We start from the raw sequence: 14,226 nt of genomic DNA, 5'->3' as shown, positions 1-14,226 counted from the left end.
GGCCCGTATGAGCGTTTCGCCAATCCTTACGTTCTTTCCCAACTTGTTTGATACGATACTCGCCGGCGGACTCGGTGTGTGTGCCGAGGGCCTTGGGTCCGTATTCCTGATAACGCTATCATAGGGCCTGACAACGTTGCCAGGTTTTATTGATCACTTGTACTATAAATAGGCTGCGTGATAGCAAAAATGCCACAGAAGTCATTGAAATGGCATAAATTTTTTTATGTATGATAAATGCGCGGCATAAAATTTCAGAATTAAAAAGATTATTACAGGCGAAATATTTAATGTCCGTCTTGTGACTTTCCATTTTCGATTTCCGGATAATGAATGGAACCTCGACCTGACGGGGCGCCCCGAATCTGTGGCAAAAAATGCGCATGACGGCGTTATTCTGCGCCCTGTGAAGGGCCATCTGCGTCCTTGAGATTGCACTTTGGTTAATTTGGGTTAACCCTGTTATCCGGGCTGATTGCCAAAAGGGCATAAGATAAGGCAGGGGGTTGCGCGTGGGTTCGTTATTGCCTGACTCGATCGACGTGGCGGCGGGGCTGGTCTTCGTCTACCTGTTGATGAGCCTGCTGACCACCGTGGTGCGCGAAGCCATAGAAGGCTTCATGAAGCGCCGGTCGCGCAACCTGGAAAAGGGGCTGATCGAGCTTTTGTGCGATCATCCGCCGCAAAACGTCTCGAATAAAGGCGCCGTCGTCAAGGCCGATGCCAGTGGCTACGAACTGCTGAAGAATTTCTACGATCATCCCCTGACCATGTCGCTTTATCGCGGCCGCTATACCATTCCGCCGAAGCGCGGTTTCTTCCAGGGCAAGAACCTGCCGTCCTATATTCCCAGCAGCCATTTTGCCTTCGTTGTGCTCGACCTGCTGGCCGACAGCGGCGGAAATAACGCCGAGGGCAGCCTCGATCCGAACGCAATCCTCACGGCCAGCCGCAACCTGCCCAATGCCCGGCTGTCAAAAATGGTCCAGTTCGCCATCAACAATTCGGCCGGCGATATCGACAAGGCGCGGATATTCCTGGAAAACTGGTACAATGCCACCATGGACCGCGTTTCGGGCTGGTATCGCCTCGAAACCCAGACCCTGATCTTCTGGCTGGCCCTGGTCACCTGCGTCATCCTCAACGTCAATACGGTGGTGATCGCCCAGAGCCTCTATCTCAGCCCGTCCCTGCGCAAGGCGGTCGAGGCATCGTCGGAGACCTATTACAAGGAAAAGGCCAGCGCCCACAGCGACGCCTCGCAGCTTATGCCCGATTCCGGCAAGAACCCCTTGAGCGCGCTCGACCTGCCGCTGGGCTGGAACGACACCACCATCGACACCATGAACCACCTGTTCCGCTTCTGCGACAGTCCGGGCGACGCCACCTATACGCCGGGTAATTGCCGCACCACGGAAATTCCGGTGACGCCCATGCCGGATTGGTCGAAGGGCAGCTTTACGCATAATCTCAGCCAGAGCTGGCGCAATATCTCCGAACGCACGGTCAATCTCTATCGCGGCACGCCTTCGCTGGGCGATAATGCCCTGTTCAATGTCCTGCCGCTGATCTCATTGGTTGCGGGGTGGCTGATGACGGCCTTCGCCGTGACGCTCGGCGCGCCTTTCTGGTTTGATATCCTGGCTCGGCTGATGACGGTGCGCTCGACCCTCAAGCCCAAGGATGGCGGCAGCGGGGTGACCGGATCGGACGGCCTGGCCTCCCTGATGAACGCCTTCAAGCCGGCGGCGGATAATACCGGCACTTCGCAGGTCACGCCGCAGCTTGGCTACCAGCCGTCTCTCGTGGCGTCTGCTGGCAAAGCGCCGGACGATCTGGCAGCCCTGCGCGCGCTCGATCCCGGCCAGCGCCCGCGTGACGACTGACGGGCGGGGGCACGCATGACCATCATCACGCCTGAACGGCTGAAGGCGCTGTCACCCTCTATCCGTGACGACCGTGCGCTGGCCTATGCGCCGGCGCTGGAAGCCTGCCTGGCCCTGGGCAATATCACCTCGCGTCAGCGCCTCGTCCATTTTCTGGCGCAACTGGCGCATGAAAGCGCCGGGTTTCGGGCCCTGAAGGAAAACCTGAACTACCGCCCGGATGTGCTGCTGGCCGTCTTCCGCAGCCGGGTCCAGACCATTGAGAAAGCCAATGAACTGGTGGCGACGGGACCGGACGCCATTGCCGAGTTCGTCTATGGCAACCGGCCATCGCTCGGCAATGTCAATCCGGGCGACGGGGCGAAATATATCGGCCGCGGCTTCATCATGATCACCGGCCGCAGCAATTACGCCACCTATGCCGCGCTGATCAATCAGCCCTTGATCGACCGGCCGGAATTGCTCGAAGACCCGGTCTATGCGGCGCAAGGGGCCGCTGCCTTCTGGAAACAGACCGGCTGCAATGCCAAGGCCGATGCCGACGACATCGAGGGCGTGACGCGCCTGGTCAATGGCGGGGTCAATGGCCTGGAAGACCGCAAAATCTGGCTTGATAAGGCCAGGGCCGTCTTCCCGGCGCTGGACGTGCCTGCCGAACCCGCGCCGCCGGCCAACGGTTTCGCGCAGTATTTCACGCTCGACGAACTGACCCATACCGAGCACCGCAATATCGACAATACGCCATCGCCGGAAATGGTCGAGACCCTGCGACAGACCGCGCAACAAATGGACCGGGTACGCACGCTGCTCGGCAAGCCGATCCGCGTCAACAGTGGCTATCGCTCACCGGCCCTCAATGCAGCCGTCGGTGGCGCGCCCAACAGCGCCCATATGAGCGGCTATGCGGTCGATTTCGTCTGTCCGGGCTTGGGCACGCCATTGCAGATCTGCCAGAAGATCATCGCCAGCGACATCCGCTTCGATCAATTGATCCAGGAGGGCACCTGGGTGCATATCTCGTTCGATCCGCGCCTGCGGATGCAGCAACTGACGGCCACCTTCACCGCCGCAGGCACACAGTATTCCAGTGGTGTCACAGCCTGACCGGTGATTTGTCCGGTGGCCGGGGTGGCGACCCATCAAAGCCACATTATGTAGATAGTGAACTGAGACAATTTTCGTACTAAGGTATCCAGTATGCGTAGTCGCCGTCATTTCCTGTCCCTCGCCCTGTCCGCCGGCGCCGCCGGCCTGATCGTGCCGCGCGCCCATGCGGCCACGCCGGCCGGCCCTTCTCCGCAATTGCTGGAAAAGGCACGGCAGGCTTTGCTGACCCACGGCGACCGGATCGCCCACGCCGACCTGATGGGTATTGCTGATTTCTCCCGGCCTTCGCATGAACCGCGCTTCCATATTCTCAATCTGACGGATGGCCGCAGCCAGTCCTTCCTGGTGGCCCACGGCAAGGGGTCCGACCTGAACCACACCGGCTGGCTTCAGCGTTTTTCCAATGATCCGGGTTCGGAAGCCACCTCTGAAGGCAGCTATCTGACGGGCGATACCTATGTCGGCAAGCACGGTCTTTCACGCCGGCTTGAGGGTCTCGATCCTCAGAACAACAATGCCTTCAGTCGCGCCATAGTCATCCATGGCGCCTGGTATGTCAGCCCCGAAATGGTGGCCACGACCGGCAAGCTGGGGCGCAGCCAGGGATGCCTGGCGTTTTCCGAGACCGATCGCCAGACCGTGATGGATCGTCTGGGCACCGGTCGTCTCATCTATGCCGGAAAGGCGTAACGCGACATGAAGCTTTTTCCTGCCCTCAGCCTTTCCATCCTTGTGCTCGGTATGTCCGGGCAGGGTCTGGCCGAGACTGCGAAAAAGTCTTCCTCCATCGAGCTGGCCTATGCCGCGCAGGCGCTGAAACCCGGCGAGTGGGTCTGGGCGCCGGAAATCGCGCCCACCGGTCCGGTCATGATCTATGTCGATCTGTCCCGCCAGATCGCCACCATCTATCGCAACGGTGTGCGTATAGGCGTGACGACCATCTCCAGCGGCAAGGATGGTCACGAAACCCCGACCGGCGTCTTCACCATCCTGCAAAAGGATATCGACCACCACTCCAATATTTATGACAATGCGCCCATGCCCTTCATGCAGCGCCTGACCTGGAGTGGCGTAGCGCTGCACGCCGGCAACCTGCCAGGCTATCCCGCCAGCCACGGCTGCATACGGCTGCCCTATGCCCTGGCGGAGAAGCTGTTCACCATTACCAGCCTGGGCATTACGGTTATCGTCAATGAAGTGGATTCGGTGCCGATGCGCATGACGGGGGGAGACCTTCTGTTGCCGCTGGATGCCGTGGGCGCGGCCGCCCCGTCTTCCGACAGTGCCATGCCGACCTCGGCGGACTATGAATGGCATCCGGAACGCGCGCCGCAGGGCCCGGTGACGGTGATTATTTCCCAGGCCGATAACCGGATCATCGTCATGCGGTCGGGGGTCGAAATCGGCCGGGCGCGTATTTCCATGCCGGCGCGCGATTTCGAGAGCCATGTCCTGACCCTGACGATTACAAAATCAGGGGAAAGGCAGTGGATCTTTGCCAGCCTGCCGGGACGTGAAGGCGAAGCCGGCAAGCCGCTCGATAGCGCTATATCCAACGAAGTGCAGATACCGAAGCCGTTTGCCGATGCCCTGTCGGCCATTCTGAAAACCGGCGACACGGTGTTTGTGACGCCGGCTGTCAGTAATCTGGAAACGACGGGTGAAGTCCTGACTATCATGGAGGGGGATTTGCCCACAGGGGACGAGATTCCGCCCGGCCTGCGTATTCAGAAATGACCGGTTCAAGATGGGCGTATCAAGATTGCTATCGAATCTTTACAACATTTCCTGTTTCATGGAAGTCGGACATCATTCCCCTGTGTCCTTCCCTGAACTCTGACCCTCAATATTTGGCGTCCGGTACATTACACCGGACGCTTTTTTTCAGGTTTAGTGCGGGCGGCTGGTTGTGAGCCGCAGCTTCGAGGCCAGGTCGATCAGTTGCGCCGTACTCATCGGCCCGCGTCCGTCAACCTGCCACAAGGGGGATGATTTCAAGGGATTGATGGTGAAGCCGGCATCGCGCAGGCCCTCCACAAGTCTGGTAACCGCTTCCGTCATTTGCCCAGCCTCCATACTCAACTAACCAGTGGTTAACATGAGTCGCGCATTTGGCGAATGAGGCCAGGGGATACCGCTCAGGTCAGGCGTCTCGCAGGGTGGTGGCGATGGTCAGACCCTGTTTAAGCGTTTTGGTCACCGGGGTGCGCTCCGTCACTTGAAGCAGGCGCTCGCGTTGTTCGGGCGTAAAATCGCCGTCAAGGGTGACGGTACGGTCAATGATTTCCTTTTCACCGTCTCGATAGAAGTGCAGGGCGACATCGACCGCCTTCAGAGGCCAGCCCTTATGATCGGCATACATGCGCAGGGTAATGGCGGTACAGGACGCCAGGGCTGACAGCAGGAAATCATAGGGCGCCAGGCCGGCATCCTGCCCGCCATTGTCGGCGGGCTCGTCAGCGGTGAGTGTCCGTCCGGCGACATGAAGCGTGGTGGCATATTGCTCGGTGCCGATATGGGCGGTGGCGCGGGCCATGTGAGTCTCCTGAAAATAAAGGGTCGTCCGTGTGCGGGCGACCCTTTCATAGCATATCAGCCGTGCAGCTTAATGGCCGTTTCGGCAATCTTGCGGCCCTGATAACGGGCGCCGGCCAGTTCGTTCTCACTCGGCTGACGCGAACCGTCGCCGCCAGTGATGGTCGAGGCGCCGTAAGGCGAGCCGCCGGTGATTTCATCCAGCGTCATCTGGCCGGCGTGGCCGTAATCCATGCCGACCACAGTCATGCCGAAATGCAGCAGGGAGGTGATGATGGAAAACAGGGTGGTTTCCTGGCCACCGTGCTGCGTGGCGGTCGAGGTGAAGGCGCCGCCGACCTTGCCGTGCAGGGCGCCGCGCGCCCACAGGCCGCCGGCCTGATCCCAGAAGGCGGCCATCTGCGAGGCCAGGCGGCCGAAGCGGGTGCCGACCCCGACAATGATGGCGTCATAGTTTTCGAGATCCGCGACCGTGGCGATCGGGGCTTCCTGGTCGAGCTTGAAGTGTGCCGCTCTGGCCACTTCCAGCGGCGCGGTTTCGGGCACGCGCTTGATATCGACCTGCGCGCCGGCTTCGCGGGCGCCTTCGGCCACGGCCTTAGCCATGGTTTCGATATGACCGTAGGAGGAATAGTAGAGAACGAGAACCTTAGCCATTTGAGTCATCCTTGTACTGACTGGGGAGGAGGAGAAAGAAAGTTAAGCGATCACGCCCATGCGGCCGGCGTAATAGTCGCGGACGGCGCGTTCGAGTTCGTCGATCGTGTTCATGACGAACGGGCCATGGCGGACGATCGGTGCGTCGAGCGGATCACCGCCGACGAGCAGGATTTCGCTGTCCTGGTCGGTGCTGAGGGTGACGGTATCGCCGTCTCCGAAGCGGACCAGTTCGCCGGGGGAGACGGTCTGGCCGGCAACTACGGCCGCACCGGTCATGGTGTAGAGCGCCAGTTCGCGGGCATCGGTCTCCAGGGTGATCGCACCGCCGGCTTGCAGCGAGGCGTGGATAACGACCGGCGCGCCGAAACTTTCGAGCGGCCCCTTAACGCCGTTGACATGCCCCGCGACGATCCGCGCCGTAGCCTTGTCGCCCTGGACCACGGGGATTTCAGTGGCGGTAAAGTGGCGATAGGCCGGCTCATCGTGCTTGCGGCCCTTCGGCATGTTGAGCCAGAGCTGGATGCCATGATTACGGCCGCCGGTGCGCTGAATTTCGGCATCGGGGCCTTCGTCATGGATGATGCCGCGACCGGCGCGCATCCACTGCACTTCGCCCGGTTGCATGACGCTCATATTGCCAAGGCTGTCCTTGTGGATGCTGCGGCCTTCGAGCAGCAGGGTCAGGGTTTCGATCCCGGCGTGCGGGTGAGCCGAGGCGCCCTTGGCCTCGCCGGGCAGGAATTCGATCGGGCCGAAATGATCCAGGAAAATGAACGGGCCTATCGCTTCATAAGCCTTGGCAGGGATGGCGCGGCGCACCTCAAAGCCGTCGCCTTCCAGAGTGCGGAAAGCCGTATGGACGGTGGTGATCGAGCGATCTTTTTGTGCGGTCAGGGTGGTCATGGCGACAATCTCCTCGGACAAGGTCATTTCCTCGTCGGTGAGTGATCTTCTATGCCTTGCGGACTGTTCTGAAAATCCATATAATATTGAATAAACTTTTCGGAATTTTAGAAATGTCTAATCCCGGCACACCCACGCTTGACCAGTTGCAGATCCTGCTTTGTGTGGTGGAGACCGGCAGTTTCGCCGCCGCGGCACGCCGGCTGAACCGTGCCACCTCGGCGATCACCTATACCATCGACAATCTCGAATTCCAGCTTGGCCTGCCACTGTTCGATCGCGTGGGCACCCGCAAACCGGAACTGACCGAGGCGGGCCGGGCCGTGCTGGCCGAGGCGCGCACCGTGACGCATGGCGTCGATATCCTGCGCGCGCGGGTGAAGGGCCTGCTGGAAGGGCTGGAGGCCGAGGTTTCCGTGGCGGTGGACGTGATGCTCCCGACGGCCCGCCTCGTCGATGCACTGCAAGCCTTCCAGGCGGCCTTTCCCACCATTCCCCTGCGTCTGCATGTCGAGGCGCTGGGCGGCATTACCCAGTTGGTGACCGGGAAGACGGCGGTGATCGGCATCAGCGGGCCACTCAATACATCGGTCGAGGGGCTGGACCGCCGCCATATCGGCGCGGTGAAGCTGGTGCCGGTGGCGGCGCCCTTTCATCCGCTCGCCCATACCGGCCGCAAGGCGCCGGGCGAGGCGCGCAACCATATCCAGCTTGTGCTGACGGACCGGTCGCCGCTGACCGCCGGCCAGGATTTCGGCGTCATCGGCGTCAAGACCTGGCGGTTGGCAGACCTGGGCTCCAAACACGCTCTGCTGCTGGCCGGGGTGGGGTGGGGCTCCATGCCGGAATTCATGGTGCGCGGTGATCTGGAGGCCGGACGGCTGGTCGCGCTCAACCTGCCGGACTGGCCCGTCAATGAATACGACATGCACGCAATCTACCGCACCGATACGCCGCCCGGCCCGGCCGCGCAGTGGCTGATAGAGCGGTTCGCAACGCAAACCTGAAGCGATTATGTTAGCGCTATCAAAGACTTGCGCTGATGGTGGTCTGTGATCGCAAATTGAGGTGACAAAAGCAATTTAGCCAATTAAATTAAAGGCATAACGAACGAAAAAATCGGGAAACGCACATGCGGCACATGCCGGGGGTAAGCCTCACCTATTCGCTGGTGGAAACACTGGGCCAGGCCATCGTGGTTGGTGAATACGAACAGACCGGATTCCCGACCGAGGCCGAACTGTGCGTCGCGCACAATGCCAGCCGCACCGTCGCCCGCGAAGCCGTCAAGATGCTCACCGCCAAGGGGCTCCTGACCTCGCGCCCCCGCCAGGGCACGCGGGTGGAGCCCGTCAGCCACTGGAACCTGCTCGATCCGGATGTCACGCGCTGGATGACCGAGCGGCCCTACTCGCACAAGATTTACCGCGACCTGTCGGAGGTGCGGCTGGCCATCGAGCCGATCGCCGCCTCACTGGCTGCGAAACGCGCCACCAGGGCCGATATCAGGGCTATCCGCGCGGGCCTGAACGGGATGCGCGATGATGCCGATCATCATGACCTGGCGCTGCTGGCTGATATCGATTTCCATGTGGCCATCCTTCAGGCGTCCGGTAATCCCTTTATCATCCAGCTCAAGGAACTGATCCATACGGCCTTGACGATTTCGATCGGCCTGACCAACCGCATTGCCGGTCACACGGCCAGTATTCCGGCCCACGAAGCGGTATTGATCGCCATCGAGGCCGGCCAGCCGGCGGTGGCGGAGCGCGCCATGCGGGCGATCATTTCGGAGTCTCTGGAGATGGTGGATTCGATGCAGCCGGAAGGCGTGGCGGAGTAGCCAGCGGTGCAGGGAATCACAGCAACCCTTGCTCATGCAGGCACTTACGCAAAGCCTCGCGGATGGCGGGGGTTATAGTAGCCTCATATGGCGCAACGTGCGCCGCCGTCGGCACAATCCGCTGGGCCCCATTGACATTTGCGGTAAGTGTCAGCACTGCGCCCGTACCTTCGATCGCTTCCACATGGCCTCGTATTCCGATAATAAGACGGTTCGGTTCGCTAAGACGTGGATCGTTTAATGCGAGCGCTTCGACACCCGAACGATGCGCGAAAAGCAGGCGGGTGGCCTCAGCGCAAAGGGAGGTCTGGAAGGCCTGTATCTCAATCTCCGTAAGGCCGCTGACAACGCATACGGGCGACAGCAGTTTTGCAGAGCCATTGTAGTGGAGGGGACTTTTGGCCATGACATTGAAACCTGGTAATAAATAAAATGCGAAGCCTGCAAGGAGAAGAAAAACGATTTTTCTCATATCTGATCGCTCAATAAATAATTGTCACTCAACCTAACATGAGACCAACCCATTGACTATGAGGGATATTTCGTCTTCGGTGCATTCGTACCGTTCTTTCGCCAGGGTGTTCGCAGCTTATCAAAGTTAAGCTGCTTGAAAAACATAATAAATTTGCCTTGTTAGAGGCAGGTGTTTGTGTCATTTCTGAAACGGTCTGCGGGCCGTTAAGGGGACGGGATCGCCAGGTTCAAGGGGGAAATGTCATGCCAGGTAATGAAGCCAATATGTCCGGTGCGCCGTCTCCGGTTGTGTCACCGATGACGCCAACCTCGCCGGTCGGCTATATCGATTCCAATTTTGAGCGTGGCGGATACGGGCCGAATGGCAAAACCTCACTGACTGTCGATCAGGCGGGTGATCAGCTTACCCGTGACGGGTATTCGCTTAACGGAAGCGGGGTGACTGGCACGCCGGTCAACATCACCTATGCCTTTCGGTCGACTTATGGCGGCGCCATGCCCGAGGACACGTCTGGGTTTTCGCATTTCAGCGCGGCGCAGATCGCCGCCACGGAACAGGCGTTAGCCGCCTGGGCAGACGTTGCCAACGTGACCTTCACGCGTGTCGGCACTGGCGATAGCGGCGCCCAGGCTTATTCTGACAATGCGACCATGCTTTTCGGCAACTATTCATCCGGCATGTCTGCCGCTGCCGCCTTCGCCTATTATCCGACAAACAATGACCCCGCTGACATCTACTCCAGCGATATTTGGGTCAACAATTCTCTTGCCTATAATGCCAGTCCGTCACTGCTGAATTACGGTCAGATGACGCTTGTGCATGAAATCGGACATGCCCTCGGTCTTGAGCATCCCGGAGATTATAACGCGGGCGAGGGCGGTGACATCAATTATAATGACAGCGCCACCTATTATGAGGATTCGCGCCAATACACCGTGATGAGCTATTTCGGCGAGGAGAATACCGGCGCTGCATATTACGGCCAGTATGCCGCCGCGCCCTTGCTCGACGACATTGCCGCCATCCAGAAGCTTTACGGCGCCAATATGAATACGCGTACCGGCGATACGGTTTACGGTTTCAACAGCAATGCCGATCAGGCCTGGTTCAAGCCTGGCGGCATGTATAATGATGTCATTTTCGCCGTTTGGGATGCAGGCGGAATCGATACGTTCGATTTTTCCGGTTACAATACAAACGATACCATAGATCTAAGAGCAGGTCATTTTTCGAGCGTGAATGGTTTGGTCGGCAATGTCTCCATTGCCGAGGGCGTGGTAATCGAAAACGTCATTGGCGGTGCGGGGAATGACACAATTATTGGCAATGATGCCAATAACCTGATCGATGGCGGCGACGGAAGTGATAGTATCGACGGCGGCGCCGGGATTGACACGGTGACTTATGCCAATGCGTCCCAAGCGGTAACGGTGGAACTGTCGCAGATTTGGGCGCAATATATCAACAGTACGCAAAGCTACGAAACGCTGGTCAATATCGAGAATGTAATTGGTTCCGCATACGACGACACCCTGGGCGGCGATGCGGGAAATAATACGCTCAATGGTGGGCTGGGCAATGATACGGTATCGTATGCGTCATTCGCCACAAGTGGCGTTACGGTCAATCTTGCAACTGTGGGGGCTCAGGATGTGGGCGGCGGAATGGGCATGGATACGCTTGTTTCCATTGAAAACATATTCGGCTCATCCCATGACGACAAGCTAACCGGCAACTCAGGCAGTAATGTACTTGAAGGCAATGGCGGCAACGACATATTGGACGGAGCCGGCGGCGGCGATTACGCGTCATATCAACACGCCAACGGCGGGGTCACGGTCAGCTTGGCGATTTCCGGACCTCAGGACGTCGGTGGCGCAATGGGATCAGACACTCTTGTTGCGATCGAAAACCTGCGAGGCTCTTATTATAATGACACGCTGACTGGCAATGGCGGTAGTAATATACTCGAAGGTATGGGCGGTGATGATGTCCTCAATGGGGGAGGCGCTTATGATACGGTTACCTACATATCCAATCAGTATAGCGGTGTCACTGTTGACCTGTCCCTGACAGGCCAGCAATTTACCAGCATTGAATCGGGTTATGACACGTTCATATCCATCGAGAATGTAACGGGATCCAATTTCGATGACCGGTTTTACGGCAATTCCGGTGTCAATGTCATCGATGGCGCGGGTGGGTTCGACTATGTCGATTACAGCAAGGCGACTTCCGGCATTACGGTCGATCTGGGTCTGGCAACCTCACAGACCATTGGTGGCGGCCAGGGAACAGATACGCTGTTGAACATCGAGAATGTAACAGGCTCGGCTTTTAACGACAAACTGACCGGATCTTCAGGGAATAATGTGCTGGAAGGGGGCACGGGTAACGATATTCTTGATGGTGGTGCAGGCTTGGACGCAGCCATTTACAATGGCACGAGCGGCGTCACGGTCAATTTATCGATCACAACAGCACAGGATGTTGGAGGTGGTCTGGGATCGGATATCCTCGTAAACATTGAGCGGTTGATTGGATCGTCATATGCGGACAATCTGACGGGTGACTCCAAGGACAACAGTTTTGATGGGGGGGCGGGTGATGACGTCATTGATGGCGGCGGAGGTCTGGATACCGTCACCTTTGCTACCGCCTACAGTGCTGTAACGGTTGACCTCACCCGGACCACGGCGCAATTCGTCGGCGGAGGGCTTGGCAGTGATACCTACACAAGCATCGAAAACATCATCGGCACTGCCTTTGGCGACACATTAACGGCGGCGGGTTCCACGACGCTCATCTCCGCTGGCGGCGGGGATGATACGGTCACCATCCAAGGCAAGCTCTCCGCCACGGCACAGATTGACGGTGGCGAAGGTCTGGCGGATGTTCTCTGGCTGGATGGCGATTACAGCGGCGGACTGACCTTCGGGGCTGCGACCATGACGAATTTCGAAAGCCTGTCACTTAAGGGGGGCAATGACTATAAACTGACGCTTAATAATGCGTCGGTTCAGTCTGGTTCGGAATTCACGATCGATGCGACGGCCCTGGGCGCCGCTGATAACATGACGCTTGACGGTTCAGCGGAGGCGGATGGCACCCTGATCGTGCTCGCAGGCGCCGGCGTGGATACGATCAAGACGGGCCAGTACGACGACCATGTCATCATGTTCGGCGATCTGACGGCAACTGATAAGGTCGACGGCGGGGCGGGATATGACTGGCTTTACCTGGCGGGGGATTATGCGGCGGGCGTGACTTTCAACGCCACGACGATGAAGGACATCGAAAGCCTCTATTTTTACCAGGGTTATAATTACAACGTTAAACTGGCGGACGCCAACGTCGCGGCCGGCGCACAACTGACTGTTCATGGCGAAGAGCTTTCCTCTGGAGATATGCTCAAATTTGACGGTTCTGCTGAGACGGATGGGTCGTTTTATTTTAATACCCGCAGTGGCACCAATGATCTGAGTGGGGGCGCCCAGGCTGATATTTTCAACATTATGGGATCTGCCGGTACGATCAAAAGCGGCGGGGGAGACGACGTTGTCTTCCTGATGAGCGGCTTTACGGCTGGTGACAAGATTGACGGCGGAAGCGGCAATGATGTCGTGGCACTCTTTAACAGTTCTTATCTCGATATTGTCTTGACTGCCACTACTCTGACGAATGTCGAAAACTTACAGATCAGTGGCGGGGTGGCCAAAATCAAAACCAATGATGCCAACGTGGCGGCGGGCTCTCTCATGAGTGTCACCTCGCAGAGCAGCCTGACATTTGATGGAACGGCGGAAACTGATGGTCGTTTTACAATTTCAGGTTCGGCGGAGAATGACAGCATCAAAACCGGCAAGGGTGCAGACCAGATTTTCGGATTCGAAGGAAATGATGTCCTGAACGGCGGCGCCGGTGCAGACTGGATGTATGGCGGCGCCGGGAACGATACCTATTACGTAGACAATATCGGTGATCTGGCGAGCGAAAAGATAGGCCTTGATGTTGTCCATGACACGGGCGGTATTGACCTCGTCAATTCGTCTATCAGTTACACTCTGGGTGATTACCTGGAAAATCTTTCACTAACGGGAAGTGCCAATATCAACGGTACGGGCAATGCGCTTAACAACGTCCTGAAAGGTAATGGCGCCAATAATATATTAAAAGGCGGCGCCGGTGCGGATCAGATGTCGGGGGGGACGGGCAACGACGCATACTATGTGGATAATCTGGGTGACAAGGTGATCGAGGCATCCGGCGGCGGGACGGATACCGTCTTTTCTTCTGTAACGTTTAACCTCCTTGGCCAGTATGCCGAGAACCTGACCCTGACGGGCAGCGGCAAGATCGCAGGCTCGGGCAACGCGCTTAATAATTACATCACTGGCAATGGTAATGACAACCGGCTGGATGGCGGAGCGGGCGCGGATACGCTGATCGGCGGGCTTGGCAATGACAGCTATTATGTCGACAATGTAGCCGACCGGGTGATCGAACAGTCGGGGCAAGGCACAGATACAATTGTATCCAAAAACTACAGCTATACCTTGGGTGATTTTATTGAAAACCTGACGCTTTGGGGCGCGTCCAACCTGAGTGGAACAGGCAACAGCCTGAGCAATATCATTACTGGTAATGCGGGCGACAATGTGCTGAATGGCGGGGGCGGCGCTGATACCCTGACAGGGGGAGGTGGCAATGATACCTATTATGTTGATAACCTTGGCGACAAGGTGATCGAGACGCATGTGGCGGGGACCGATACGGTAATCTCCAGCGTCACATTCAGTATGGGGGCCCAGTTCATC

The 14,226-nt window shown here is 58.1% G+C and carries 12 protein-coding genes; 7 read left to right on the top strand and 5 right to left on the bottom strand.

The genetic code is table 11. From position 1 onward, the window contains the following. Positions 1-512 precede the first annotated feature (512 nt). The 4 genes from ACTHND_RS16135 (at position 513) to ACTHND_RS16120 (ending at position 4,730) form a co-directional block, all read left to right on the top strand. The gene (locus ACTHND_RS16135; protein ID WP_440178993.1) at positions 513-1,886 is read left to right on the top strand and encodes a hypothetical protein; all 1,374 of its coding nucleotides are present in this window, start codon (positions 513-515) and stop codon (positions 1,884-1,886) included. A 15-nt stretch (positions 1,887-1,901) separates the two neighbouring features. Further along, complete coding sequence (locus ACTHND_RS16130) at positions 1,902-2,990, top strand: D-Ala-D-Ala carboxypeptidase family metallohydrolase (protein ID WP_440178992.1); 1,089 nt, start codon at positions 1,902-1,904, stop codon at positions 2,988-2,990. A gap of 93 nt (positions 2,991-3,083) precedes the next feature. After that, entirely contained in the window at positions 3,084-3,683 is a 600-nt protein-coding gene (locus ACTHND_RS16125; RefSeq protein WP_440178991.1) for a murein L,D-transpeptidase catalytic domain family protein, read from the top strand. A 6-nt stretch (positions 3,684-3,689) separates the two neighbouring features. Beyond that, positions 3,690-4,730, top strand: a complete 1,041-nt coding sequence (locus ACTHND_RS16120; protein WP_440178990.1) for a L,D-transpeptidase — start codon at positions 3,690-3,692, stop codon at positions 4,728-4,730. A 153-nt stretch (positions 4,731-4,883) separates the two neighbouring features. On the opposite strand, the gene ACTHND_RS16115 is transcribed toward ACTHND_RS16120, so the two are convergent. The 4 genes from ACTHND_RS16115 to ACTHND_RS16100 form a co-directional block, all read right to left on the bottom strand. Beyond that, complete coding sequence (locus ACTHND_RS16115) at positions 4,884-5,054, bottom strand: hypothetical protein (protein ID WP_170828319.1); 171 nt, start codon at positions 5,052-5,054, stop codon at positions 4,884-4,886. Positions 5,055-5,136: 82 nt separating this feature from the next. Then, on the bottom strand, positions 5,137-5,529 hold the full coding sequence (locus ACTHND_RS16110; protein ID WP_440178989.1) for an OsmC family protein: 393 nt from the start codon (positions 5,527-5,529) through the stop codon (positions 5,137-5,139). 56 nt (positions 5,530-5,585) lie between these two features. Beyond that, positions 5,586-6,185 carry an NAD(P)H:quinone oxidoreductase gene (gene wrbA, locus ACTHND_RS16105; RefSeq protein ID WP_440178988.1) on the bottom strand — a complete coding sequence of 200 codons (600 nt, stop codon included), beginning with the start codon at positions 6,183-6,185 and terminating at the stop codon, positions 5,586-5,588. Positions 6,186-6,227: 42 nt separating this feature from the next. Next, a complete protein-coding gene (locus ACTHND_RS16100) occupies positions 6,228-7,112 on the bottom strand; it encodes a pirin family protein (protein ID WP_440178987.1) in 885 nt (294 codons plus the stop codon). 92 nt (positions 7,113-7,204) lie between these two features. On the opposite strand from ACTHND_RS16100, the gene ACTHND_RS16095 reads away from it, so the two are divergent. Next, positions 7,205-8,098: a LysR family transcriptional regulator gene (locus ACTHND_RS16095; RefSeq protein ID WP_440178986.1), complete on the top strand. Its 894-nt coding sequence runs from the start codon at positions 7,205-7,207 to the stop codon at positions 8,096-8,098. Positions 8,099-8,223: 125 nt separating this feature from the next. Then, positions 8,224-8,934, top strand: coding sequence for a FadR/GntR family transcriptional regulator (locus tag ACTHND_RS16090; protein WP_440178985.1), 711 nt, complete (start codon positions 8,224-8,226; stop codon positions 8,932-8,934). A gap of 16 nt (positions 8,935-8,950) precedes the next feature. Here the strand turns inward: ACTHND_RS16090 and ACTHND_RS16085 are convergent, their stop codons facing one another. Next, positions 8,951-9,406: a hypothetical protein gene (locus ACTHND_RS16085; RefSeq protein WP_440178984.1), complete on the bottom strand. Its 456-nt coding sequence runs from the start codon at positions 9,404-9,406 to the stop codon at positions 8,951-8,953. Positions 9,407-9,651: 245 nt separating this feature from the next. On the opposite strand from ACTHND_RS16085, the gene ACTHND_RS16080 reads away from it, so the two are divergent. Then, on the top strand, positions 9,652-14,226 hold a 4,575-nt coding region (locus tag ACTHND_RS16080; RefSeq protein WP_440178983.1), incomplete at its 3' end, for a M10 family metallopeptidase C-terminal domain-containing protein.

The sequence above is a fragment of the Asticcacaulis sp. genome, assembly GCF_051954415.1.
Lineage (GTDB): Bacteria > Pseudomonadota > Alphaproteobacteria > Caulobacterales > Caulobacteraceae > Asticcacaulis.
Note: the sequence above shows the minus strand (reverse complement) of the source record. Positions and strands in the feature narration are given on the sequence as shown.

Excerpts from the sequence above, each read along its gene's own strand:
- ACTHND_RS16120 (WP_440178990.1), top strand. The coding sequence starts at position 3,690 with ATGAAGCTTTTTCCTGCCCTCAGCCTTTCCATCCTTGTGCTCGGTATG.
- ACTHND_RS16130 (WP_440178992.1), top strand. The coding sequence starts at position 1,902 with ATGACCATCATCACGCCTGAACGGCTGAAGGCGCTGTCACCCTCTATC.
- wrbA (WP_440178988.1), bottom strand. The coding sequence starts at position 6,185 with ATGGCTAAGGTTCTCGTTCTCTACTATTCCTCCTACGGTCATATCGAA.
- ACTHND_RS16115 (WP_170828319.1), bottom strand. The coding sequence starts at position 5,054 with ATGACGGAAGCGGTTACCAGACTTGTGGAGGGCCTGCGCGATGCCGGC.
- ACTHND_RS16095 (WP_440178986.1), top strand. The coding sequence starts at position 7,205 with ATGTCTAATCCCGGCACACCCACGCTTGACCAGTTGCAGATCCTGCTT.
- ACTHND_RS16085 (WP_440178984.1), bottom strand. The coding sequence starts at position 9,406 with ATGAGAAAAATCGTTTTTCTTCTCCTTGCAGGCTTCGCATTTTATTTA.
- ACTHND_RS16090 (WP_440178985.1), top strand. The coding sequence starts at position 8,224 with ATGCGGCACATGCCGGGGGTAAGCCTCACCTATTCGCTGGTGGAAACA.
- ACTHND_RS16125 (WP_440178991.1), top strand. The coding sequence starts at position 3,084 with ATGCGTAGTCGCCGTCATTTCCTGTCCCTCGCCCTGTCCGCCGGCGCC.
- ACTHND_RS16110 (WP_440178989.1), bottom strand. The coding sequence starts at position 5,529 with ATGGCCCGCGCCACCGCCCATATCGGCACCGAGCAATATGCCACCACG.